The 20,413-nt window shown below is 63.0% G+C and carries 18 protein-coding genes; 7 read left to right on the top strand and 11 right to left on the bottom strand.

Translation table 11 applies throughout. From position 1 onward, the window contains the following. Positions 1-110 precede the first annotated feature (110 nt). Both BUC08_RS07380 and BUC08_RS07375 read left to right on the top strand, forming a co-directional pair. Entirely contained in the window at positions 111-1,367 is a 1,257-nt protein-coding gene (locus tag BUC08_RS07380) for an imelysin family protein (protein WP_037925372.1), read from the top strand. A 73-nt stretch (positions 1,368-1,440) separates the two neighbouring features. Then, a complete protein-coding gene (locus tag BUC08_RS07375) occupies positions 1,441-1,692 on the top strand; it encodes a DUF1289 domain-containing protein (protein ID WP_037925370.1) in 252 nt (83 codons plus the stop codon). Between the two features lie 106 nt (positions 1,693-1,798). Here BUC08_RS07375 and phnE (BUC08_RS07370) read toward each other — a convergent pair whose 3' ends face one another. The 4 genes from phnE (BUC08_RS07370) to phnD form a co-directional block, all read right to left on the bottom strand. Further along, positions 1,799-2,596 carry a phosphonate ABC transporter, permease protein PhnE gene (gene phnE, locus BUC08_RS07370; protein ID WP_037925368.1) on the bottom strand — a complete coding sequence of 266 codons (798 nt, stop codon included), beginning with the start codon at positions 2,594-2,596 and terminating at the stop codon, positions 1,799-1,801. Further along, a complete protein-coding gene (gene phnE / locus BUC08_RS07365; protein WP_037925366.1) occupies positions 2,593-3,387 on the bottom strand; it encodes a phosphonate ABC transporter, permease protein PhnE in 795 nt (264 codons plus the stop codon). Before phnE (BUC08_RS07365) ends, phnE (BUC08_RS07370) begins: the two co-directional genes overlap by 4 nt. Then, a complete protein-coding gene (phnC, locus tag BUC08_RS07360; RefSeq protein ID WP_037925364.1) occupies positions 3,384-4,157 on the bottom strand; it encodes a phosphonate ABC transporter ATP-binding protein in 774 nt (257 codons plus the stop codon). Before phnC ends, phnE (BUC08_RS07365) begins: the two co-directional genes overlap by 4 nt. Before the next feature lie 82 nt (positions 4,158-4,239). After that, on the bottom strand, positions 4,240-5,214 hold the full coding sequence (gene phnD / locus BUC08_RS07355) for a phosphate/phosphite/phosphonate ABC transporter substrate-binding protein (RefSeq protein WP_028954724.1): 975 nt from the start codon (positions 5,212-5,214) through the stop codon (positions 4,240-4,242). Positions 5,215-5,475: 261 nt separating this feature from the next. On the opposite strand from phnD, the gene BUC08_RS07350 reads away from it, so the two are divergent. Then, positions 5,476-6,201, top strand: coding sequence for a response regulator (locus BUC08_RS07350; RefSeq protein WP_037925362.1), 726 nt, complete (start codon positions 5,476-5,478; stop codon positions 6,199-6,201). Beyond that, the gene (locus BUC08_RS07345) at positions 6,198-8,687 is read left to right on the top strand and encodes an ATP-binding protein (RefSeq protein WP_037925360.1); all 2,490 of its coding nucleotides are present in this window, start codon (positions 6,198-6,200) and stop codon (positions 8,685-8,687) included. The genes BUC08_RS07350 and BUC08_RS07345 overlap by 4 nt, the downstream gene beginning before the upstream one ends. On the opposite strand, the gene BUC08_RS07340 is transcribed toward BUC08_RS07345, so the two are convergent. The 4 genes from BUC08_RS07340 to BUC08_RS07325 are packed head-to-tail and all read right to left on the bottom strand — an operon-like array spanning position 8,684 to position 13,214. Next, positions 8,684-9,535, bottom strand: coding sequence for a PCC domain-containing protein (locus BUC08_RS07340; protein WP_037925359.1), 852 nt, complete (start codon positions 9,533-9,535; stop codon positions 8,684-8,686). The two genes, BUC08_RS07345 and BUC08_RS07340, sit on opposite strands and share 4 nt — an antisense overlap. After that, positions 9,532-11,154, bottom strand: coding sequence for an acyl-CoA synthetase (locus BUC08_RS07335; RefSeq protein WP_037925357.1), 1,623 nt, complete (start codon positions 11,152-11,154; stop codon positions 9,532-9,534). Before BUC08_RS07335 ends, BUC08_RS07340 begins: the two co-directional genes overlap by 4 nt. Continuing rightward, on the bottom strand, positions 11,151-12,323 hold the full coding sequence (locus tag BUC08_RS07330) for an acetyl-CoA acetyltransferase (RefSeq protein ID WP_037925355.1): 1,173 nt from the start codon (positions 12,321-12,323) through the stop codon (positions 11,151-11,153). Before BUC08_RS07330 ends, BUC08_RS07335 begins: the two co-directional genes overlap by 4 nt. Positions 12,324-12,347: 24 nt before the next feature. After that, positions 12,348-13,214: an IclR family transcriptional regulator gene (locus BUC08_RS07325; protein ID WP_037925354.1), complete on the bottom strand. Its 867-nt coding sequence runs from the start codon at positions 13,212-13,214 to the stop codon at positions 12,348-12,350. Positions 13,215-13,441: 227 nt separating this feature from the next. Between BUC08_RS07325 and BUC08_RS07320 the strand changes: the two genes are divergently transcribed. The 3 genes from BUC08_RS07320 to BUC08_RS07310 all read left to right on the top strand — a co-directional run bounded on the left by BUC08_RS07320 (position 13,442) and on the right by BUC08_RS07310 (position 16,353). After that, a complete protein-coding gene (locus tag BUC08_RS07320) occupies positions 13,442-14,440 on the top strand; it encodes a DctP family TRAP transporter solute-binding subunit (protein WP_037925352.1) in 999 nt (332 codons plus the stop codon). A 112-nt stretch (positions 14,441-14,552) separates the two neighbouring features. Next, positions 14,553-15,038 (top strand): TRAP transporter small permease, encoded by a 486-nt coding sequence (locus BUC08_RS07315; RefSeq protein ID WP_051694228.1) that lies wholly within the window; start codon positions 14,553-14,555, stop codon positions 15,036-15,038. Beyond that, positions 15,031-16,353 carry a TRAP transporter large permease gene (locus BUC08_RS07310; protein ID WP_037925349.1) on the top strand — a complete coding sequence of 441 codons (1,323 nt, stop codon included), beginning with the start codon at positions 15,031-15,033 and terminating at the stop codon, positions 16,351-16,353. The genes BUC08_RS07315 and BUC08_RS07310 overlap by 8 nt, the downstream gene beginning before the upstream one ends. A gap of 14 nt (positions 16,354-16,367) precedes the next feature. Here BUC08_RS07310 and BUC08_RS07305 read toward each other — a convergent pair whose 3' ends face one another. The 3 genes from BUC08_RS07305 to BUC08_RS07295 form a co-directional block, all read right to left on the bottom strand. Beyond that, positions 16,368-18,617 carry a xanthine dehydrogenase family protein molybdopterin-binding subunit gene (locus BUC08_RS07305; RefSeq protein ID WP_037925347.1) on the bottom strand — a complete coding sequence of 750 codons (2,250 nt, stop codon included), beginning with the start codon at positions 18,615-18,617 and terminating at the stop codon, positions 16,368-16,370. A gap of 4 nt (positions 18,618-18,621) precedes the next feature. Next, positions 18,622-19,083 (bottom strand): (2Fe-2S)-binding protein, encoded by a 462-nt coding sequence (locus BUC08_RS07300; protein WP_037925345.1) that lies wholly within the window; start codon positions 19,081-19,083, stop codon positions 18,622-18,624. Between the two features lie 199 nt (positions 19,084-19,282). Then, positions 19,283-20,395 (bottom strand): S-(hydroxymethyl)glutathione dehydrogenase/class III alcohol dehydrogenase, encoded by a 1,113-nt coding sequence (locus tag BUC08_RS07295; RefSeq protein WP_037925627.1) that lies wholly within the window; start codon positions 20,393-20,395, stop codon positions 19,283-19,285. Positions 20,396-20,413: the final 18 nt, after the last annotated feature.

The following is a 20,413-nucleotide window of genomic DNA, read 5'->3' as shown; positions in this document are numbered from 1 at the left end:
ATTGACAATTCCGAGCAATTTAGTCAGCTTTCAGATATCATGAGAGTCACCCCGCCTGCGGGCCATTCCGGACCGTGGCATCGAGAATATCCGACCCCAAAGGACCACCAATGAAACGCCTGTTTTTGACGACCGCAATCAGCCTGACGGCCACGGCGTCGTTCGCCGACACCCGCACCGATGTGCTGGCCAATTACGCCGACATCGCCGCCGCGACCTACGGTGACAGCCTGACCACCGCACAGGCTCTGCAAGTCGCCGTTGATGCGCTGGTTGCAGACCCGTCGGAAACCAACCTGATCGCCGCGCGCTCCGCATGGCTGGCCGCCCGTGTGCCCTATCAGCAAAGCGAAGTCTTCCGCTTTGGCAACCCGATTGTCGACGACTGGGAAGGCGGGCTGAACGCCTGGCCGCTGGACGAAGGGCTGATCGACTATGTGGACGCATCCTATGGCGGGGCCACCGATGAAAACGAAGCCGCGGCGCTGAACGTGATCGCCAACCCCACATTCACCCTGTCGGGCAAGGAAATCGACGCGACCGAAATCACCCCCGATCTGCTGAAGAACACCCTGCAAGAGGCCGACGGCGTCGAGGCGAACGTGGCCACCGGCTATCACGCCATCGAATTCCTGCTGTGGGGCCAGGACCTGAACGGCAACGGCCCCGGTGCCGGCAACCGTCCATGGACCGACTATGCCACCGGCGACGCCTGCACCAACGGCAACTGCGACCGGCGCGGCGCTTACCTGCAGGCAGCCACGCAACTGCTGGTTTCGGATCTGGAATGGATGACGGAGCAATGGGCCGACGGCGGCGAAGCACGTGCCAATGTGATGGCCGACGAGAACGCGGGCATTTCCGCGATGCTGACTGGCATGGGCAGCCTGTCCTATGGCGAGCAGGCGGGTGAACGTATGCGTCTGGGCCTGATGCTGAACGATCCCGAGGAAGAGCACGACTGTTTCTCGGACAACACCCACAACAGCCACTATTACGACGGTCTGGGCATCCAGAACGTATACCTTGGCAGCTATACCCGCATTGACGGCTCGACCGTTTCCGGTCCGTCGCTGTCGGCTCTCGTGGCCGAAACAGATACCGGGCTGGATACCGAAATGCGCCTGAAACTGGCGGCAACCATGCGCGAGTTGGGCGAGATCAAATCGACCGCCGAAGCGGGCATGGCCTATGACCAGATGCTGGAGGCAGGCAACGCGGCGGGCGAAGAGCTGGTGATGGGGGGTGTCAATGCCCTGATCGACCAGACGCGGTCCATCGAACGCGTGGTCACGGCGCTGGGTGTGGACGGGATCGCCTTTGAAGGGTCCGACAGCCTCGACAACCCCGGTGCAGTGTTCGAGTAAACACGCGTCACCCCATCACGGGCGGGGCGCGCAACGGCGTGTCCCGCTTTTTCTTTTGCAGAGCCAGAACGCCATGCCCAAATTGCCAAGCCCCTGCATCGACGTGTGCAAATACAAACGCGCAGGCCATTGCATTGCCTGTTCGATGACCAAGCCCCAGAAAAAAGCCTTCAAGTCGTTGAAGAAGGAAGACCAGCGACACGGGTTCGTGCAACTGGTCATGGCGCAGCAGGCGCAGATGGGAAAATTCAGGGCCTGGCCTGCAGTCTATGAAAAGAAGTGTCGCAAGAAAGGCGTTGCAGTCCCGCATTTGCCCGAAGGGTAAAGACGCCGCTTTGCGACAACCAGGTACAAGAAACGCCCTGCGGGGGAAGGACCCGCAGGGCGCCAGGGTTTGCAGGGCAGGATGTGGGCCCGCCGTTTCTGCAAAACTACAAGATGCGTTTGCGAAGGTACATCGAGACCACCTCGCCCAATATGACAAAGGCAAGGATCGCCAGCAGGACCGTCGACACCTCGGGCCAGTTGAACGTGTCGATGGCCCCTTGCAGGATGATCCCGATGCCACCCGCACCGACCAGCCCCAGAACCGTGGATTCACGCAGGTTGATGTCCCAGCGCAGGATCGACACGGCAAAGAACGTGGGCATCACCTGTGGCACGATGGCGTAAAGCACCACCTTGAACCGTGACGCGCCGCTGGCTTGCAGCGCCTCGACGGGGCGTGTGTCGATTTCCTCGATGGCTTCGCCCAGCAGTTTGCCCATGAAGCCGATAGAGCGGAACATGATCGCGACGATCCCCGCGATGATGCCGGGGCCGAAGATGGCCACGAAGAGCAGCGCCCAGATGATCGTGTTGACCGACCGCGACGACACAAGGATGAACCGGCCGATCCACAGGGTCACGACATTGGGCGTGGTGTTGCGCGCCGCGATATAGGCCACGGGCAGCGAGATGACGATGGCGAACAGCGTGGCGATCGTGGCGATGTTCACCGTTTCCCACATGGCTTGCATGATAGAGGGCAGGTTCTGCGGATCGGGCGGTATCATGCGACCGAACAGGTCCGCCATCTGCGCAGGTGAATCCCACACCCACTCCCAGATTACGTCAATGCTTTGCAGTGCCCAGGCCACGACAAGCAAGGTTGCCAAAAGCACGCCATAGCGTTTGATGCGCTGTTTCGGGGTGTAGCGCGACCAGTGGTCCAATGTTGTAGGGCTCATGCGACCTTCTCCCGAATGACACCGCTGATCGCCTCGGACACCAGAATGACGCCGACGATGACCATCGTGATCGCCAGAGCAAAGTCATAGTCGTAGCGCCCAAAGGCATTGGCCAGCGTCGCCCCGATGCCCCCGGCCCCCACCAGACCGACCACGGCCGAAGCGCGCAGGTTGCTGTCCAGCTGATAGATCGACAGACCGATCTGGCGGGCCAGAATTTGCGGCGCGATGGCATAGACCAGCGTGCTGAAAAACGGCGCCCCGGCAGAGCGCATCGCCTCGACCTGGCCAAAGTCGATCTCTTCGATACGCTCGGCCAGCAGTTTGGCGACAAAGCCGATGGAATAAACCGTCAGCGTCAGCACACCGGCAAAGGGGCCAAAGCCCACGGCCTTTACAAAGATGATGGCGACGATGACCGGGTGAAAGCTGCGCGCGATGATGATCGTGGCCCGACCCAGGTAATAGACAGGCATGGGTGCGATGTTGCGCGCGGCGCAAAAGGCAATTGGGATCGACAGCGCCACACCGGCCACCGTGGCCAGCAGCGCGATTTTCAGGCTTTCCATGAACCCGTCGATCAGCAGGTCGGCGCGGGCAAAACTGGGCGGAAAGGCCCCGCTGAAGATCCGCGCGGCGCGGCCCATGCCCGCCGAGACGCGTTCCCAGTCAATCGGCAATGTCGCCATGGTAAAGACCACATAGGCCGCAATCGCGATCCACAGGCCCCGCCGCAGCAGGGTGTTGCGGATGAAGGGCGGCTTGCGCCAGGTGTCGGGAAAATCGCTCATGCCGCTGCCCCCTGGGCTGCGCGGTCCTCGGCGGGGACACCTGCATAGATTTCATCCATCGCGGCGGCGTCCAGCGCATCCGGCACATCGTCAAAGATGATCCGGCCATAGCGCATGCCGACGATGCGGTCGGTGTATTGCTTGGCTTCGGTCACATTGTGGATGTTGATGATGACGGGCAGCTCCAGCTCGTTCGCCAGATCGCGCAACAGCGCCATGATCTGTTCCGATGTTTTCGGGTCCAGCGAGGCCGTGGGTTCGTCGGCCAGCAGGATCTCCGGTTGCTGCATCAGCGCACGCACAACGCCGACGCGCTGGCGTTCGCCACCCGACAACTCGTCGGCCCGTTTGTTGGCATAGTGTGCAATCCCCACACGCTCCATCAACTCATAGGCGCGGCGGATGTCCTCTTTCGGATAGCGGCGCGTCAGCGCGGCCCAGGTTGAGATATAGCCCAGACGCCCCGACTGGACGTTTTCCATCACCGTCAGGCGGTCGACCAGATTAAAGCTTTGAAACACCATGCCGATGCGACGGCGGGCGAGGCGCAGCTCGGATTTCTTGAGCTTGGTCAGGTCGGTGCCGTTCAGCGTGATCGTGCCGGATGTGGGTTCGACCAGCCGGTTGATACAGCGCAAAAGCGTGCTTTTGCCCGCGCCGGATGACCCGATGATCGACACGACCTGCTGGCCGCCGACCTCAAGATCAAGGTCCTTCAACACGGGATCGCCGCCGTTGTAGCGTTTGACCAGTTTTTCGATTTTCAGCATTTTGACCTCTCACGGGGCAGTGGGACAGGCGCAAAGGGACACGGGGCAACCGCGATGGGTCGTCCCGTGTCCTGTTCGACGCTTAGTTGGCAGCCAGACCCTGGGGCGTATATTCCACGCCATTGTTGGCCTGGATTTCGCGGATCACGGCCCACTGGTCCTTGTAGGTGATCGGGATGAACTTGCTCACACCCTGAAACTCTTCACCCAGCTTTGTGCCTTCGAACTGGAAGCTGAAAAATGCCTGCTTGATCTTTTCCGCCAGCTCGGGCTCAAGGTCATGCGCCACGGTGAAGGACGTTGTCGGGAACGGATCGCTTTCCCAGATCAGACGCACGTCGGCAGGATCGTAAAGACCCCGTTCCGCCATACGGTCCACCACTTCCGATGCCACGGGTGCCGCGTCATAGTCACCGGCCACCACGCCCAGCATGGATTGGTCATGCGAGCCGGAATAGGTCACTTCGTAATCGGTGTCCGGCACCACGCCCAGACCGGGGAACAGCGCGCGCGGCGCCTGGTTGCCCGAGTTCGAGGTGGGCGAAGTATGCGCGACGCGCTTGCCCTTGAGGTCTGCCATTTCCTTGATGTCGGAATCGGCCTGGGTGAACACTTGCAGCTTGTAACCGAACTGCCCGTCATCCGCGCCCATGATGGCAAAGGGGACTGCACCGGCAAGGTTCACGGCGAAAGGCGTCGGGCCGGTCGAAAAACCTGCAATGTGCAGACGGCCCGAGCGCATGGCCTCGACCTCGGCCGAGTTGGATTGCACGGCAAAGAACTGCACGTCGCGGCCCGTGGCCTCTTCCAGATGTTCGATGAACGGTTCCCAGATGTCGGCGTAAACGGCGGGGTCCTCGACCGGCGTATAGGCAAAGACCAGCGTGGACGGATCGTTCAGCTTGGCCGGATCGGTGGGTGTGTCCGCGACCAGATCGCCGTTGGCGTCGCAATAGTTCACGTCCAGCGCGCCGCGCTCGGCGCAAGTGTCCTGAGCAAAGGCAGCGGTGCTGCCCATGGCGACGGCAAAAGCGGTGCCCAGCAGGGTTTTGGTGATATGCATTTTGTTCCTCCCGTAAATACATCTGTCGAACAGCAGCACAGCGAACAGCTCCTCCGCTGGTCCCCGATGTGGTCAACATGGCGCAGATGCTAGTCGGCAATGCCCCGCCCAAGCCACCGTCCAGTGACTAACAAAGTTACGGGGAGCAGGTGCAATGTTAACAGTATTACAATACGGAGGCGTTTGGTGTGTTTTTCACCACGTCACAGCCAAGGACGCTTGGCGGGTGCAGCCGTGCCGTGACATAGCTGTGACATGACCCGTGCCAACCCCCAACCCACAATTGCCATCGTCGACGACGATGCACAGGTGCGCCAAACGCTGTCCGCGTTGCTGGAACAAAGCGGCTATCATGCGATTGCCTGCCCAGACAGTGCCGCATTCCACGCGCTTGGCGATCCGCCCGCGATCGACCTTGCGCTGATCGACCTGCGCCTGCGTGGGGAAAGCGGGCTGATGCTGGCCATACAGATCCGCGAGAAATACAACCTGCCCATCGTGATGCTGACCGGCGTGGGCGACGAGATCGACAAGATCATCGGGCTGGAAACCGGCGCCGATGACTACCTGATCAAACCGTTCAACCCGCGTGAACTGGTGGCGCGTATCCGTGCGGTGCTGCGCCGCTATGGCCACGGGGCGGTGACACCGCCCGCCACCGGCCACGAGATCGGCTTTGGCGACAAGCGGGTCGACCTGCAAAAGCGCGAGTTGCAGGACGCGGCGGGCAATGAAATTCCGCTGACCAATGCGGAATACCGGCTGCTCGATTACTTTGTCCGCAATCCGGGCCGGATCATCCCGCGCCCCGAGCTGCTGGACGAGTTGGGCAGCGATTCCGAACGCTATCTGGATCGCACCATCGACGTGCTGATCCTGCGCTTGCGCCGCAAGATCGAACCGATCCCGTCCAAGCCGGTGCATCTGCAAACCCGACGCGCGCAGGGCTATATCTTTGTGCTGGATGGACGCGGGGCATGAAGCTGTCACGGCTGAGCATTCGGACGCGCCTGTTCTTTGCCATCAGCCTGCTGTCGGTGGTCGCTGCGGTGATCGGGATCATCGCCTTTTACACGCTGGAACGTGCCGACCGCCAGATCGAGCTGCTGCACAGCGTGTCGCTGGCCGAAGTGTCCCGCGCGCTGGAACTGTCGCAAAGCACCGCGACCCTGTCAAAATCCGCGCCTTTCCTGCTGTCGCTGAACCCGCCTTTTGGCATTTCAACCGAAACCGACGAGATCTACGCGGCCATTGCGCGGCTGGAAGACATGGCGCAGGGCGACGCGGACCTGACCCTGTCCGTGGCCCGCATGCGCGCTGCGGTGGACGATCTGGTCGAGATCATCCCGCAACAAAACCGCATCAACCGCGACATCGACGCAATCGACCAGGCGCTTGAGGTGCTGTTGCGACGCTACCGTCAATGGACCACGACGCGCGTCGCCACGGCCTATCAGCGACAGGCGTGGGCGGGGTTGCAACAACTGGCGATGGAGGCGGTCGGCACAGCGCGGGCAAACACGCTGATTTCCATCGGGGAATTCCGCCAGCGCTACACAAAAATCCGCGCGGACATTCTGGCGGTGGCGACGCCGCTGGTGGCCGACAACGTGCAGGAAATCGACCGCACGATCACCCGTGACGACACGCTGTTCAACCTGGTCTATCGCAATCTGGCCATCTCGCTGGACGCCGAGAACGCCCTGTTCCGCATCCGCACCGAGGCGGAACGGATCAACCAGTTGGCCGCGCAAAAAGTGACCGCCGCGCGCCAGCGGCTGGAGGCATCACAGGCCGACACCCGCGCCCGGCTGGCCGTCGCGCAATGGGTGATGCTGGCGCTGATGGCGGTCAGCCTTGTGGTGGCCGTGATCACGGCGGTGTTCGTCTCGCGCTATGTGGTGATGAACCTGCACCGCATCGCGCAGGCCATGCGCAGGCTGGCGGCAGGCGATCGTGCGACACGGCTGGAACGCAGGCTGGAAAGCGAGGACGAGATCGGGCAGCTGTTCTCGGCCTTTCGCATCTTCCGCGCCAACGCGCTGCGGCTCGACCGCAATTCACGGCTCATCCGGCGGCAGAACACGCTGTTTTCGCGGGTATTTGAAAACATCACGGACGGGGTGGTGATCACGGCTGCATCAGGCCGCATTCTGGCGCAGAACCGGCGGACCGGCGATCTGCTGCGCCTGCCCGAAACTGTCACAGCACCGGAAACCGTGGACGACCTTCTGGCGCAATCACCGTTTTCCCTGCGCGAAACCGCCATGACCGCGGCGGGCTATCTGGAATACGAAAGCGCGGCGGGCCACGTGCTGGAACTGCGCCGCTCGCCCTTTCCCGACGGCGGTGCCGTCTGGCTGTTTTCCGAAGTGACCGAGCGGCGGCTGGTCGATGCGCGGCTGGCCGAAATCCAGCGGGTCGAGACGCTGGGCAAGGTTACGGGCGAGGTGGCCCACGACTTTGGCAATATCCTGTCCACCATCTCGGGCAACCTGCACCTTCTGGAACGCGCCGACGCGGACACGGCCACCCGCCTGCGCGCACGCATCGAGGATGCGGTGGATCTGGGCGTGACGCTGACCGAACGGCTGTTGGCCTTTGCCCGCAAACAGCATCTGGAGCCCCAGCGCACCGATATCGTCGATCTGCTGGACGCCATGCGTGATCTGCTCGAAATTGCCCTGCCCGAAACGGTCACCTTGTCGGTGATCACCCCCGACACGCCGATGTGGGCAATGATCGACCCCGGCCAGTTGGAAAGCGCTATCCTGAACCTGTGCGTCAACGCCGGCCAGGCAATCAGCGGCGCAGGACATATCGAGATATCGGTGTATCAGGACACAGGCGGTGACATCGCGCTGGCGGTATCCGACGACGGTCACGGGATGCCCGCCGAGATCCTGCGCTATGCGACCGAACCGTTTTTTACCGCACGCCGCGACGGCGGGGGGACGGGGCTGGGCCTGTCGATGGTTGATGGCTTCGTGCACCAGTCGGGGGGACGTCTGCACATTGCGTCCGAGCCAGAGGCCGGCACGACGGTGACCCTGTTCTTTCCGCCGGTGGCCGACACGCGGCCCATGCCCGCCCGCCATGCAGGCCACGCGGTGGTGATCGACGACGACCCCAAGGCACTGAATGCCGCCGCAACTGCCCTGCGCACGCTGGGGTTTGATGTAACCACCGCCCCCGACTATGCCAGCGGTCAGGCGCTGCTGAATGCCGCCCCCCGTCCCGATCTGGTGCTGAGCGATCTGAAGCTGGAGGCCCAGCACAGCGGCTGGGACCTGATCCGGCAGGCACTGGCACGCCATCCGCAAACCCGCGCCATCGCCATGTCGACCCAACTGCCCGCAACCGACAACATCCCGCCCGCCGACACGCACCGCTTTGGGCGGGTGGCCAAACCTGTCGATGCACAGGTGCTGGCGCAGGTTCTGGATAGGCTGCCGGACCCCGATTAGATCGCGCGCACCACGATCTCGGCGGTGATCGACACCGGCACGCCGCCGCGCTGAACGGTGCCGCTGAACACATCCCCCGCCATGTCCACCGCCGACAGCGCAATCTGCGCCGCGCCATCGGTCAATTGGCCCCGGGTGATGATGAACTCGGTGATCGCTGACGGCATGTCGGGCGCATCGGAAAACCGCGCGCCGTTGACACTGCCCAGCCCCATGATCGCGCCGTTGCGAATGCCGTGGCGCTGCGCCACCGCTTCGATGGTTTCGACAATATCCATGTTCGGGCGGATCGTCATCATCACCGCGTCGGCGTCGCGCACGGGGTCACCCACGGGACAGGCGCGGAACAGGTCAAATCCGGTCTCGCCATCCGGCAGCCGGTCAAACCGCCCACCACACAGACCAACACCGCGCAGGGTCACAGGTTCGGCCACCGTGCAATCGGGCGCCAGCATATGCCCCAGCGCAGCACCGCCCGAAAACGACCACAGCCCGTGACAATGGGTAAAATCCCCCTGCCCCAGACGCCCCACCGAAATGCCGCCCACCGACACGCGCACAGGTCCATCGGGGCGATAGGTATCACTGTACCACGCCACGCGGGCCCCATCGGGCGACGCGGCGGGCATGACATAGGCAAAGGGCGCACAGACCAGCCCTGCCACATCAACCCAAGCGGCATCGCAGCCCGCGTCGGCCACCGCCGCACAGATCGCCTGCTGTACCTGTTGGCCCGCGCGCAGCTTGATCACCAGATCCTGCGCACGCACCGGCACCTCGGCCACACGCTCAGCCGCGACCGCACCGGGGTGGACCATCGGCGGATTGACCGGCCCCTGCTCGCTCATGCCTCGGCGGGCAGCTCCAGCAGCCCCCGCTCCTGCAAGGTTTCGCGGATCAGCTTCTTGGTGATCTTGCCATAGGCCGATTTCGGCATGTCCTCGATCAGGATCACCTGCTTGGGCAGCTTATAGCCCGAGATTTTCGGCTTTAACCACGCCAGAAGGTCGTCGGGGTCCACGGCAGCCCCTGCGTGCAACACGCAAACGGCAATCCCCACCTCGCCCCAGGTCGGGTCGGGCACGCCCAGCACCGCGACCTCGCTGACGGCGTCATGCGTCAGGATCTTTTCCTCGATCTCGCGGGGATAGATGTTGGACCCGCCCGAGATATACATATCGGACTCGCGGCCCGTGATATAAAGGTATCCCTCTGCGTCCACATAGCCCAGATCACCGGTGCGGAACCATCCGTCGCGGAACGCCTTGGCGTTGGCCTCGGGGTTGTTGTAATAGCCCGCGAACACCGCAGGGCCGCTGACGCAAATCTCGCCCGACTGGCCCGGCGGCAGCTCGGTCCCGTCGCTGCCCTGAATGGATACTTCGATGCCCGTGCGCGGATAGCCGCAACTGCCCACGCGCATTTCGGCATCATCCTCGGAATGTTCGGCGGGCGGCAGCACGGTGATGTTGCCCGTGACCTCGCCCAACCCGAAATATTGCACCAGAACCTTGCCCAGAACCTTCAGCGCGACCTTTTGATCGGCGCGGTACATCGGCGCGCCCGCATAGATCACATAGCGTAGCGACGACAGGTCATGGGCCTGCGCACTGTCATGCTCGACCAGCATCTTGACGATGGTTGGCACCGTGAACATGTTGCTGATCCGCTCGTCCTGTACGATCTGCCAGGCCACCGCAGGATCGAACCGGCCGGGTGGAAGCAGAACGGTCGCGGCCCCTGCCGCCACCTGCGCCATCTGGTGAATGCCCGCACCGTGGCTGAGCGGCGCCAGACACAGCGACCGGTCGGCGGGGCCGGTGGCGGGCATCAGGTCATTCAGGTGGTTCAGCAGCACAAAGGCCATCTGCCCGTGGGTCAGCACCGACGCCTTGGGCCGCCCCGTGGTGCCCGAGGTGAAGAAAAACCAGCACGGATCGTCACGGTCCACGGTTGTGTTGGGCACCTGCGCGCCCATATGCGCCGCGATCAGGCTGTCGATGTCATCCGCACCGCCGCCGATGGTCAGCACAAAGCGGCGTGCGGCAGTATCGCAGGCACGAGCGTGGTCGGGAAACTCGGCCCCGCAGACCATCCCCACCGCGCCCGAACTTTCGGCCAGCCACGCCACCTCGTCCGGGGTCTGGCGAAAGTTTGCAGGCACATAGACCGCGCCCAGCCGGAAACAGGCCAGCATGGTTTCAAACATCTGGTTGCAGTTTTGCGACTGCACCAGAATCCGGTCGCCCTTTTCCACGCCATGATCCGCACGCAACCCCGCCGCCAACGCGGACACGCGGGCATCCAGCTCCGCCCACGTCCAGCGATCAGAACCGTAAACCAGCGCCAGACTGTCCCCCAGACGCCGCGCATTTCGGGTCAGGTGCTGCGCAAGGTTGGCCACCCGCGTGGTCGATGGAGCCACGCCGCCTTTGGGGTCCGGTTTTGGAGACGCCCAATCGCTCATTTCACGCGCTCCAGCACGGAAATATAGTTGGCCACCGCGGCACCACCCATGTTGAACACACCGGCAAAGGTCGGCGCCTTGGCCTGGATGCCCTCGGGCGCCTCGCCGGCCAATTGCATCGCCGCCATGATATGCATCGACACACCGGTTGCGCCAATCGGGTGGCCCTTGGACTTCAGCCCGCCCGACAGGTTCACCGGCAACCGGCCTTCGCGCGTGGTGGTGCCGTCACGAATCACATCCGCGCCCTTGCCCGGTGCGGCCAGCCCCATCGCCTCGTATTCCAGCAACTCGGCCACGGTGAAACAGTCGTGGGTTTCGACCAGATCCATATCGTCCAGCGTCAGCCCCGCATCCTCAAGCGAAGCAGCCCAGGCACGGCGCGCGCCGTCGAATGTGGTCACGTCACGGCGCGACATCGCCAGCACATCGTTGGTGTGGGTGCGGCTGCGGAAAGCAATGGCGAGGTGCAGGTCGGCGGCCACATCTTCGGATGCCACGATCATCGCCGCCGCCCCGTCCGAGACCAGCGAACAGTCAGTGCGCCGCAGCGGCGGTGCCACATAAGGGTTGCGGTCAGAGACGGTGTTGCAATCCTCAAAGGTGAACGGCTTTTGCATATGGGCAAAGGGGTTGTGCATCCCGTTCGCATGGTTCTTGGCCGCGATCATCGCCAGCGCGTCCGAGCAGTCGCCGTATTTCTGGAAATACTGCTGCGCGATCTGTCCGAACAGACCGGCAAAGCCGCCCGTCACTTCCGCCTCTTCCGTGCGATAGCAGGCCCCCAGCAGAATATCCCCGACCTCGACCGTGGGCAGCGCCGTCATCTTTTCCGCGCCGACCACAAGGGCAATCTTGCCGCGCCCGCTTTCGATGAAATCCAGCGCCGAATACAGCGCCGCCGATCCGGTCGCACAGGCGTTTTCCATGCGCACGGCGGGGGTCATGCCCAGTTCGGGCATCGCCATACCGGCCAGCGCGCCCTGAAAATCCTGCTTGGAAAAGCCGTTGTTCATCACGCCGACAAAAATGCCGTCGATGTCCGCCGCCGACACGCCCGCATGTTCCAGCGCGGGGGCGATCACCTCGGCCATCAGGTGTTCGGTGTCAGGGGCCGAGGATTTGCCGAACTTGCTGTGCGCCCATCCGACGATCTGTGCTTTGCTCATGGGAATAGTCCTTTTGTTGCGATGTTACTGCGCCGCAGCAGCACCGCCGCCCAAAGGGGCAGAGCGGCGCAATGCGGCTGTTTCCTTGGCGTCCGGCAGGGCAAATGCCTTGGCCAGACGGGCTTCGATCCGGGCCGCTTCGCGCGTCAGGGCAGCGCCCAGTTCGGCTTGGCGTGCGGGGTCCATACGGCTGTCGATGGCGGCAATCGAAAGCGCGCCCACCACCCGACCGCCGGGCTGATGCAAGGCCACGCCCACGGCCCACGAGTTTTTCAGCACCAGGCCGGGATTCACGGAATATCCGCGCGCCCGTGTGTCCGCGATCAGCGGTTTCAGGCGGTCGGGCGCGCAATCGGGAAAGTCACGCTCAAGCTGGACGGCGTTGCGCGCCAGTGCCTCGGCGCAATCCTCATCAGACAACGCTGCCAGCATCGCCAGCGATCCGGCACCGACGCCCAACGGGTGGCGATACCCCACCTGCAAAGCATGGGTGCGGATCGGAAATGCGCCCTCTTCCTTGTGGATGCACACCGAAAACGCATCCCGGCGCACGGACAGAAACGCCGTGTCGCCGCTTTGCTTGGCCAGATCGCTCAGACTGTCCTGCGCCACGTCCATCAGGTTGAACCGTTGCGCGGCCAGCACGCCCAGCACATAGGTTTCCTCGCCCAGCGCATAGCGGCGCGAGCCTGCATCCTGCTCGACCATGCGCGCGCGCATCAGGGCCAGCAGCAGCCGCCGCGCAGTGGGGCGGTTCAGGCGCGATTCCTCGACGATGGCGGCCAGCCCGATGCCATCAACCGTGTGCCGCCCGATCAGCGACAACAGCGCCAGCGCACGGTCCACACTTTGCGCCCCCGATGTGTCACCCACCGATTTTTGTTCGGTCATTTTCTCTCCACGTCCATAATATGGACATATTTTCAACTAAACCCCAGCCACTCCCCCCGGGCGGGACCATGTTTTTTCGGAGTGTTCCGCAATAAATCAGAGGTTTCAAGGAAATTTCCGCACAGCGTCACGTTACATTCCAGAAACCGCTTGTCACACCGTCCAAAATATGGACCCTTGCGCCAGAGCTTCGGAGGAAGGTTCGTTTGATTTCAGGAGGAGACATCATGTCCAAGATGAATTTCGTTTTTGCAGCCGCTTTTTCGGCCGCCGCCGCCCTGTCGGGTGCTGCTCAGGCTGAAACGCTGCGCCTGTCGCACAACACCGGCGACACAACCTCGTGGCATATGGGCTCCGAAAAGTTTTCGGAGCTGCTGGAGGCGGCAACCGAAGGCGACATGAGCGTTCGTGTCTTTGCCAACGCGCAATTGTCCGGTGGCGACCAGATGAAACAGGCGGAAATGGTGGGCCGGGGCGCGCTGGATTTCGTGGTAACATCCGCGATTAACGTGACACCGATGGTGCCGGAAATGGCGGTCTTTTCGCTGCCCTATCTCTATTCCGACTATGACGCGGTCGACGCCACAACCGACGGCGCACCCGGCGAACGCATGACCGAGATCATGGCAGAGCATGGCATCGTCGTGCTGGCATGGGGCGAAAACGGCTTTCGCGAAGTCACCAACAACGTCCACCCGATCAAATCGCCTGACGACCTGAAGGGTCTGAAAATGCGTGTGGCGGGTCCGATGTACATCGACGTTATGACGGCGCTGGGGGCCAACCCGCAGCAAATGCAATGGACCGAAACCTTCAGCGCGCTGCAACAGGGCGTGGTTGACGGTCAGGAAAACCCCATCGGTGCCGTGATCGTGCCGCAACGTGTCTACGAAGTGCAGAAATACATCACGCCCTGGCACTATTCCTATGACCCGATCTTCCTGGGTGTGAGCCAGAAAAAATGGGACAGCTGGGACGCGGACACTCAAGCCAAAGTTCAGGCCGCCGCAACCGAGGCGATGGCCTATCAGAAAACCATCACCCGTGAAGGCACAGCCGCCGGTCTGGACAAGCTGCGCGCCGAAGGCATGGAAGTGTACGAACCCACCGCCGAAGAGCTGCAAGCCTTCCGCGACGCCACGAAAGAACCCTTTGACAAATGGGCGGCCAAGGTTGGCCCCGAACTGGTCGAACTGTTCCAGTCGACCATTGACGCCTCCAACTAACTGACCCAGTCAGGCGCATCCGGCACGCATACGCCGGGTGCGCTTGATCCACTGTATTGAAAAGGCCCATGCGTGCGCCCCGCCGCGCCCGACACGGCCACGCCGGAGCCCTATGACCAGATCACCGTTATTCAAACATCTCGACCGGCTGGAAGAGTACATTTGCAGCGCGATCTTTCTGGTGATGACGCTGGTGGGCTTTGCGAATGTGCTGGTGCGTTACCTGACCAACTTTTCCTTTGCCGCCACCCAAGAGATCCTGTTGAACGGCTTTCTGCTGCTGACCGTCTTTGGCGCGGCCATCGCGGCACGGCGCAGCCAGCACCTGGCGGTCACGTTGTTTTCCGACCTGTTGCCGGCACAGGCGCGCCGCGTCATGGAATGGGTCGCCACAGTTCTGGGGGTGATCCTGTTGCTTCTGTCGGCCTACTATTGCATCGAAATGATCGGCAACCAGCGCGCCAGCGGCATCACCTCGCCGGGGTTACAGGTGCCGTCGTGGTATTATTCGCTGGGCCTGCCGCTGGGCTTTTTGATGATCGCGCTGCGGCTGGTACAAGGCACGCTGACCCCACGAAACGAGGTGCCCGATGTTTGAACTCGACACCGGCACACAGATGCTGATCCTCTTCGGCCTGCTTCTGGTCATCCGCGTTCCGGTGGCTTTCTCGCTGGGCCTGTCGTCGCTCTTTGCCATGTGGCAGATGGGGTTTGGGCTGGACCTGGTCGGCGACCTTCTGTCCAGCGGCATCACCAAGTTCTCGCTTCTGGCGATCCCGTTCTTCATCCTCGCGGGCATCCTGATGGGCACGGCGGGCATGGCCGACCGGATGATCCGGTTTTTCCGCGTTCTGATGGGCAGCCTGCCTGGCGGAATGGGGCTGGTTGGCGTTGTCGTCAGCCTGTTCTGGGGGGCTGTGTCCGGCTCTGGCCCTGCATCCGTGGCCGCCATCGGTCCGATGATCATCCGCGGCATGGAAGAAGACGGCTATCCCCGCGCCTTTGCCGCCGCCATGGTTTGCACTGGTGCGGCGCTGTCCATCGTGATCCCGCCGTCAATCGGGCTGGTGATTTACGGCGTCATCGCAGAGGTGTCGATCGGCGATCTGTTCATCGCCGCCATCCTGCCCGGAGCGCTCATGGGTGCGCTGATGCTGATTGCGCTGCCGCTGGTCAGCCGTCAGCGAACCGTCGCCAAACTGTCGAACCTCGCGCAACTGGCCCCGATGCCCTATGGCGACCGTCCTTATGCGACGCGCCTGTGGCTCAGCTTTCGGGATGCGGTCTGGGGACTGCTGACGCCCGTGGTGATCCTGGGCGGCATCTACGCTGGCATCTTCACCCCGACCGAGGCGGCTGTGGTCGCGGTGGTCTATGCGCTGTTCATCGGCTTCTTTGTCTACCGCAGCCTGTCGTTCGGCACGCTGTTCGACGCGCTGAATGATGCAGCGGCGTCCTCGGCTGTGGTGATGCTGGTCGTGACCTTTGCCAGCCTGTTCGGATGGGTTGTCACCGTGGACGACGTGGTGGGCCGCTATTCCGAAGGGCTGCTGGCGCTGTCGTCATCGCCCTGGACAATCATGCTGGTGATGGCGGTGATCCTGCTGATCGCGGGCATGTTCATGGACGCGGTGACGATCATGTTCATCTCGCTGCCGATTTTCCTGCCGGTGGTGCGCGAACTGGGCTGGGACCCGGTCTGGTTCGGTGTGTTCCTGATGATCAACCTGGCCATCGGCCTGTTCACCCCGCCCGTCGGCATCAACCTGTTCGTCGCCGCCAACATCGCCAAGCTGTCGCTGGAACGCATCGCCGTGGCCGCCCTGCCGTTTCTGGTCACCAGCGTGATCGGTCTTGCGATTGTCGCCCTGTGGCCCGACCTGACGTCCTATCTGCTGATCTGGATGCAGTAGCGACGCCGCCTGCCTTAGACGAAATCAATGTGCCGGTTCATCGGCATTTCCCGAATCCGCTGCCCCGTGGCGGCAAAGATCGCGTTCGACAACGCGGCGGCGGCCGGTGGCACCATCGGTTCGCCCATGCCGCGGACGTGAATGTCGTTCTCCAGTCCGCGCACTTCAATCACCGGCGCCTGACGCATCCGCAGCCCTTCGAAGGCATAGAAATTGTCCTGCTCGGCCATGCCGTCGGCATAGGTGATCTCGCAGTTGATCGCGTGGCCCAGCGCAAAGATCACGCCGCCCTGCACGAGGTTCTCGAAATTCACCGGATCAATCACCCGCCCCACCTCGGCGGCCACCCAGACGTTGTCGATGCGGATGCCATCCGGTGTGGCGGTCACGTCGATCACCTCGGCCACTGGCACGCCAAACGAGGTGCAGAACGCCACTCCGCGCCCGCGCCCCTCACCGGGTCTGGTGGCCCAGTCGGACATCTCGGCCACGGCCTCCAGCACCTGGCGCGACGGCTTGTGCCACATCAGGCGCAGCCGTTCCTCCAACGGGTCAGCCCCGGCGGCATGGATAAGTTCGTCCAGAAACACGTCGTGGAAAAACCCGTTGGTCGACGCCCCCACCGACCGCCACGAGCTGATCGGTGCCAGTTCCGGCGCGCGGTAGCCCGACACGCGGTAGTTGGGAATGCTCAGCGGTTGCTCCCACGCCCCCGCCACGATCTGCAGGTCCGGCCCCGGCACGGTCCAGCCCTGACGGCCCATCTGGCTGGACATCACCGAGGGCATGGCAATGCCCAGGTCCAGCGCATGAACCTTGCCGTCTTTGACCACGCCACGTCCGCGCGCCATTGCGATCTGGCGGGGATGGTCGTGGGTCATGTCCTCTTCGCGCCGGTACGTCAGCTTGACCGGCGTGCCCTTCATCTGCATGGCGATCTCGGTGGCCTGACGTTCCACGTCATCCTCAAGCCGCTGGCCAAAGCTGCCGCCCATCATCTGCACATGCACATGGATGTTATCGACGTTGATGCCGGTCAGCTTGGCGATATTGGCCTGAACAAAGCGCGGCACCTGCGTGCCAGACCACACATCGACGCGGTCATCACCCACCAGAACGGTGGCGTTGCTGGGCTCCAGCGGCGCGTGCGCGAGATAGGGCGCGCGATATTCCGCCTCGACAACCGTGCCTTCGGGCGCGTCATAGGCCGCGTCGGCCACATCGCCGTCGTCCCGCTTGCGGCTGTCCAGATGGTCGTCGTTGAAACTGTCCGACAGCGCCTGCCAATGGGCGTCCATCTCGGCCGGATAGGGTGCCGCGCCCCAGTCGATGTCGATGGCCTCGGCCGCTGCAAAGGCGCGCCATGTGTTGTCTGCCACCACGGCCACGCCGCCGGTCACAGGCAGCACCTGCTTGACCCCGCGCATCGCCTTGGCGTTGGTCGCATCATAGCCGTTCATCACCCCGCCCTTGCGCGGGTTGGTGCGCACGGTGGCGTGCACCACGCCCTCGGGCTCAAAGTCGATGCCATAACGCAGCGTGCCGGTGGATTTCGCCACGATGTCCAGACGCTGCTGTGGCGTCCCCATGATCCGCCATTTCGAATGGTGGCGCAGGGCCAGATGGTCCGCCGGTTCGATCTGCGCCGCCTCGACCGCCAGATCGGTATAGGCGATGCGGGTGCCGTCGGGCAGGATCACATGCGCCCGCTCGGTCGTCATCTTCTTGGGGTCCTGGCCGGTGCGTTTGCCCGCAGCCAGCTTCAGCGTCTCGCGGGCAACGGCACCCGCCATGCGCAGTTTTTCATAGCCGTCGGGCACGGTGGTCGACCCGCCGGTCAATTGCATGCCCGTGAACTTCATCACCGCATCCATCACGCCGCGCGTGGTGTTGGCCATGGTCGAACGGTCCGTGGGACGGAACGGCGCGCTTTCGGCGGCCAATGCCGTATTGTAATAGACCGGGCTGGGCACGCCGGGGCTGACGCTGACCTGATCCATGTCCACGTCCAGTTCCTCGGCGATCATCATCGCCTGCACCGAATAGGCCCCCTGCCCGCTGTCGGCGCGCGGGGTGATCAGGGTGATGCCGCTGGCGTTGATCAGGACATAGGGCGTCAGCGCCGCCTCGCCCTCTTGCAGGTCATCCAACAGCGGGTTCGGGCCGGGTTTGCGGTACATGTAATAGCCGAAGGCCACGCCGCTCATCACGGCGACCGAGCCCACCATGAACGTCCGGCGGGCGATTGTTCCTGCGCGTCCCATGACCTTAAACCTCGCTCAGCTTGGCGGCGGCGGTTTTCACCGCTGCACGGATGCGGGGATAGGTGCCACAGCGGCACAGATTGCCCGACATGGCCTCGTCAATCTGGTCATCCGTAGGCGCCGGTGTTTCAGCCAGCAAGGACGCGGCCTGCATCATCTGACCTGACTGGCAGTAGCCGCATTGCGCAACCTGATGGGCAATCCAGGCCTCTTGCACCGCGTGCAGGGCGTCGGGCGTGCCCAGTCCTTCGATGGTGGTAATCTCTGCCCCTTCGGCATCGCCAGCCCAAGTCTGACAGGACCGCACCGCAACCCCGTCCAGATGCACGGTGCACGCGCCACATTGCGCGACGCCACAGCCGTATTTCACACCTTTGTACCCCAGCTCGTCGCGCAGCAGCCACAGCAGGGGCATGTCCTCTTCGACATCAACGTCATGAGGGTTTCCATCAACAGTCAGCTTCATCTTGCGCCTTCCCTGATCGTGCCACAGCCCGCGTGGAACTGTACCGTTCGGTTTAGAATATCAAATTATTCAGGGCTGCCAAATCACAATCGCCCGAAGCGGCCCCGCGCCCGCCCTGAAACGGAACAGGCCGCTGCCCTTGAAAGACAGCGGCCTGTTTTTGTTCATGTGCCCGCCCTATCAAGCAGACAGCCACGGATCAGAATTCGACAACCGCGCGGATCGACTTGCCCTGGTGCATCAGCTCGAAACCGTGGTTGATCTCGTCCAGCGTCAGCTTGTGGGTGATCATCGGGTCAATCTCGATCTTGCCGTCCATGTACCAGTCGACGATTTTCGGCACATCGGTGCGCCCCTTGGCCCCGCCAAAGGCTGTGCCTTTCCAGACACGCCCTGTGACCAACTGGAACGGACGGGTCGAGATCTCGGCCCCCGCAGGCGCCACGCCAATGATGATGCTTTCGCCCCAGCCCTTGTGTGCGGCTTCCAAAGCGGTGCGCATCACCTTGGTGTTTCCGGTCGCGTCAAAGGTGTAATCCGCGCCGCCCTTCGTCAGTTCGACCAGATGGGCCACCATATCGCCTTCGACGTTGTTGGGGTTCACGAAATCGGTCATGCCGAAGTAACGACCGGTTTCTTCCTTGTCGTCGTTCAGGTCGACGCCGACGATCTGGTCCGCTCCGGCCAGTCGCAGACCCTGAATCACGTTCAGGCCGATGCCACCCAGACCAAAGACCACGCAGCGCGCGCCGATCTCGACCTTGGCGGTGTTGATCACCGCACCGATGCCGGTGGTCACGCCGCAGCCGATGTAACAGATCTTGTCAAAGGGCGCGTCCTTGCGCACCTTGGCCAGCGCAATCTCAGGGATCACGGTGTGGTTGGCAAAGGTCGAGCAGCCCATGTAGTGGTGGATCGGCGTGCCATCCATCATCGAAAAACGCGTGGTGCCATCCGGCAGCAGGCCCTGGCCTTGGGTGACGCGGATCGCCTGGCACAGGTTGGTCTTGCCCGACAGGCAATATTCGCATTCGCGACACTCGGGGGTGTAGAGCGGAATGACGTGGTCGCCCACTTCCAGCGTGGTGACACCTTCGCCCACTTCCAGCACGACGCCCGCACCTTCGTGGCCCAGGATGGCCGGAAAGATGCCTTCGGGATCGTCGCCCGAGCGGGTGAATTCATCGGTGTGGCACAGGCCCGTGGCCTTGATCTCGATCAGAACCTCGCCCTTGCGCGGGCCTTCCAGGTTCACGTCCATAATTTCCAGCGGTTTGCCTGCGGCAACGGCAACGGCGGCGCGGGTTTTCATCATCTGTTTTATCCCTTC

The organism is Pseudosulfitobacter pseudonitzschiae, from assembly GCF_900129395.1.
Taxonomy (GTDB): domain Bacteria; phylum Pseudomonadota; class Alphaproteobacteria; order Rhodobacterales; family Rhodobacteraceae; genus Pseudosulfitobacter; species Pseudosulfitobacter pseudonitzschiae.
This window is presented reverse-complemented; position numbering and strand designations above follow the sequence as displayed.

What these genes read in the sequence shown, in the direction of transcription:
- BUC08_RS07380 (WP_037925372.1), top strand. Translation starts at nt 111, where the DNA reads ATGAAACGCCTGTTTTTGACGACCGCAATCAGCCTGACGGCCACGGCG.
- BUC08_RS07375 (WP_037925370.1), top strand. Translation starts at nt 1,441, where the DNA reads ATGCCCAAATTGCCAAGCCCCTGCATCGACGTGTGCAAATACAAACGC.
- phnE (WP_037925368.1), bottom strand. Translation starts at nt 2,596, where the DNA reads ATGAGCCCTACAACATTGGACCACTGGTCGCGCTACACCCCGAAACAG.
- phnE (WP_037925366.1), bottom strand. Translation starts at nt 3,387, where the DNA reads ATGAGCGATTTTCCCGACACCTGGCGCAAGCCGCCCTTCATCCGCAAC.
- phnC (WP_037925364.1), bottom strand. Translation starts at nt 4,157, where the DNA reads ATGCTGAAAATCGAAAAACTGGTCAAACGCTACAACGGCGGCGATCCC.
- BUC08_RS07350 (WP_037925362.1), top strand. Translation starts at nt 5,476, where the DNA reads ATGACCCGTGCCAACCCCCAACCCACAATTGCCATCGTCGACGACGAT.
- BUC08_RS07345 (WP_037925360.1), top strand. Translation starts at nt 6,198, where the DNA reads ATGAAGCTGTCACGGCTGAGCATTCGGACGCGCCTGTTCTTTGCCATC.
- BUC08_RS07340 (WP_037925359.1), bottom strand. Translation starts at nt 9,535, where the DNA reads ATGAGCGAGCAGGGGCCGGTCAATCCGCCGATGGTCCACCCCGGTGCG.
- BUC08_RS07335 (WP_037925357.1), bottom strand. Translation starts at nt 11,154, where the DNA reads ATGAGCGATTGGGCGTCTCCAAAACCGGACCCCAAAGGCGGCGTGGCT.
- BUC08_RS07330 (WP_037925355.1), bottom strand. Translation starts at nt 12,323, where the DNA reads ATGAGCAAAGCACAGATCGTCGGATGGGCGCACAGCAAGTTCGGCAAA.
- BUC08_RS07325 (WP_037925354.1), bottom strand. Translation starts at nt 13,214, where the DNA reads ATGACCGAACAAAAATCGGTGGGTGACACATCGGGGGCGCAAAGTGTG.
- BUC08_RS07320 (WP_037925352.1), top strand. Translation starts at nt 13,442, where the DNA reads ATGTCCAAGATGAATTTCGTTTTTGCAGCCGCTTTTTCGGCCGCCGCC.
- BUC08_RS07315 (WP_051694228.1), top strand. Translation starts at nt 14,553, where the DNA reads ATGACCAGATCACCGTTATTCAAACATCTCGACCGGCTGGAAGAGTAC.
- BUC08_RS07310 (WP_037925349.1), top strand. Translation starts at nt 15,031, where the DNA reads ATGTTTGAACTCGACACCGGCACACAGATGCTGATCCTCTTCGGCCTG.
- BUC08_RS07305 (WP_037925347.1), bottom strand. Translation starts at nt 18,617, where the DNA reads ATGGGACGCGCAGGAACAATCGCCCGCCGGACGTTCATGGTGGGCTCG.
- BUC08_RS07300 (WP_037925345.1), bottom strand. Translation starts at nt 19,083, where the DNA reads ATGAAGCTGACTGTTGATGGAAACCCTCATGACGTTGATGTCGAAGAG.
- BUC08_RS07295 (WP_037925627.1), bottom strand. Translation starts at nt 20,395, where the DNA reads ATGAAAACCCGCGCCGCCGTTGCCGTTGCCGCAGGCAAACCGCTGGAA.